The 1,822-nt window shown below is 59.2% G+C and carries 1 protein-coding gene; it reads left to right on the forward strand.

Translation table 11 applies throughout. From position 1 onward, the window contains the following. Positions 1-64: 64 nt before the first annotated feature. The coding region (locus tag ACP5J3_RS14075; protein ID WP_428496255.1) for an ATPase, T2SS/T4P/T4SS family at positions 65-1,822 on the forward strand (1,758 nt) is incomplete at its 3' end.

The following is a 1,822-nucleotide window of genomic DNA, read 5'->3' on the forward strand; positions in this document are numbered from 1 at the left end:
GGAGCGGGAGCTTTTGGGGTTTGGGCCTCTGGATCCTGTGCTTAGGGATAAGAATTTGGAGAATGTGGAGTGTAAGGGGCCTGATGTGCCGCTGACGGTGTTTCACTCGCGGCATGGCCGTATGGAGACTAATATGTCGTTTTCGAGGGAGGAGCTTGACCAGCTGGTGCAGAGGCTGATTTTTCTGTCTGGGAGGACTATCAGCATCTCTAGCCCTAAGGTTGACAACGCTTTTCTGCCGGGGGTTGGGCGCCTCACCGCGACCTTCGGCGGGGAGATCTCTCCTCAGGGATCGTCGTTTGTGGTGCGTATTTTTCCGGAGAGGCCTTGGACGGTGCTGGGGCTTCTGGAGCGGGGTACTATTTCGCCGGAGCTGGGGGCTTATCTGTGGCTTGCTGTGGAGTATAAGATGCCGATTTTGGTGGCTGGGGAGATGGGGTCTGGGAAGACTAGCTACGCCAATGCCCTTCTGGGGCTGGCGCCGCCTGACAAGCGGATCGGCACCGCGGAGGACCTCCCCGAGTTTAAAATTCCTCATTTGAACTGGCAGTCGCTTATTACCGACGATAGGAGGGGGGTTACGCTTATGGATCTGGTGGCTCTTCTCCTGCGCTACAACGTGGATTATGTTGTTATCAACGAGATTAGGGGTGCGAGGAATCAGAGGGGGGAGGTGGACGCCGTGGCGTGGTTCCAGGCTGTGGCGACGGGGCACGGGGGTGTCACCACGATACACGCCGACACTGTGGAGGACGTGTTTAATAGACTTGACCAGATGGGTATCCCGCCGTCGTACCTCACCTCCCTGGCGCTGGTGGTGTATATCGGGAGGTTTAAGATCGGGGGGAGGATCCAGCGCAGGACTCAGTACGTCTTTGACATCGTGGACCCCGCGAAGAGGCTTTACAACACCATATTTAGGTACGACAGGGACTGCGACTGCTACCGGGCTGAGGGTCTCGAGTCGGCGAGGACTACTAAGAGGATTATGGAGCTGGCTAAGTGGGACGCCGAGAGGTTCAAGGCGGAGTTGGATAGGAGGGCTGAGTTCCTGAGGAGGCTCCTCTGCATCCACCAGAGGAAGCCTATTGTTGATCTTAGAGAGTTGGCCGAGCTTTTTGCGAGGTTTTATAGGGGGTACATGCCTGAGGTTGGGGACTGCGCACCGGCGCAGCTGGGGCCTCGGCAACCGGGGCCTCAGCAGCCCGCCTCTGCGCCTAGGCCCTCTGCTGAGTGGGTTCTGAGGTTTAGGGGGCCGCGCGGCAGGAAGGTGTACTACTTCGAGCCCTCCCCCGGCTTGGTGTTGCTTAACGTGGAGGGGAACTCCAGGGTTGTGGAGGATGAGGTGTTTGAGCTGTATGTGAATGGGAGCGGGGAGCTGAGGTACAGGGTGGAGATGGATGGCAGGGAGGTGGGGCGGGGGGTCCTGCCTCTGGTTAAGCAAGCGCCTGGTGGCGTGTCTGGGGGTCTTGTCCCCGCGTCTAGTGGGGCCGCGCCTCTGGCTGGGCGGGGGGCGGAGGCGGCTGGGGCGGTGGGTGAGGAGACGTTGGTGGTGGAGGAGACGAAGGTTGTTGAGGAGACTCTAGTCGCCCCCCAGGTTGGTGACTTGTGTATCAGGTTCGGTGGTGGGGTTGTCAAGCTCGTGGATGGGAAGGTCTATGGGAGGGCTGACTTTGGCTTTCTGGAGGCCGACTTGGCTTCGTATGTTTCGCGTCAGCATTTTAAGTCGATGCGTGTGGAGGGGCGTTGGTATCTCGTGGATCTGGGATCTAAAAACGGCTTGTATATAAACGGCGCCAGGGTCGAGGCTGGGGGGCGTGCG

The organism is Pyrobaculum sp. (assembly GCF_049971835.1).
GTDB lineage: Archaea > Thermoproteota > Thermoprotei > Thermoproteales > Thermoproteaceae > Pyrobaculum.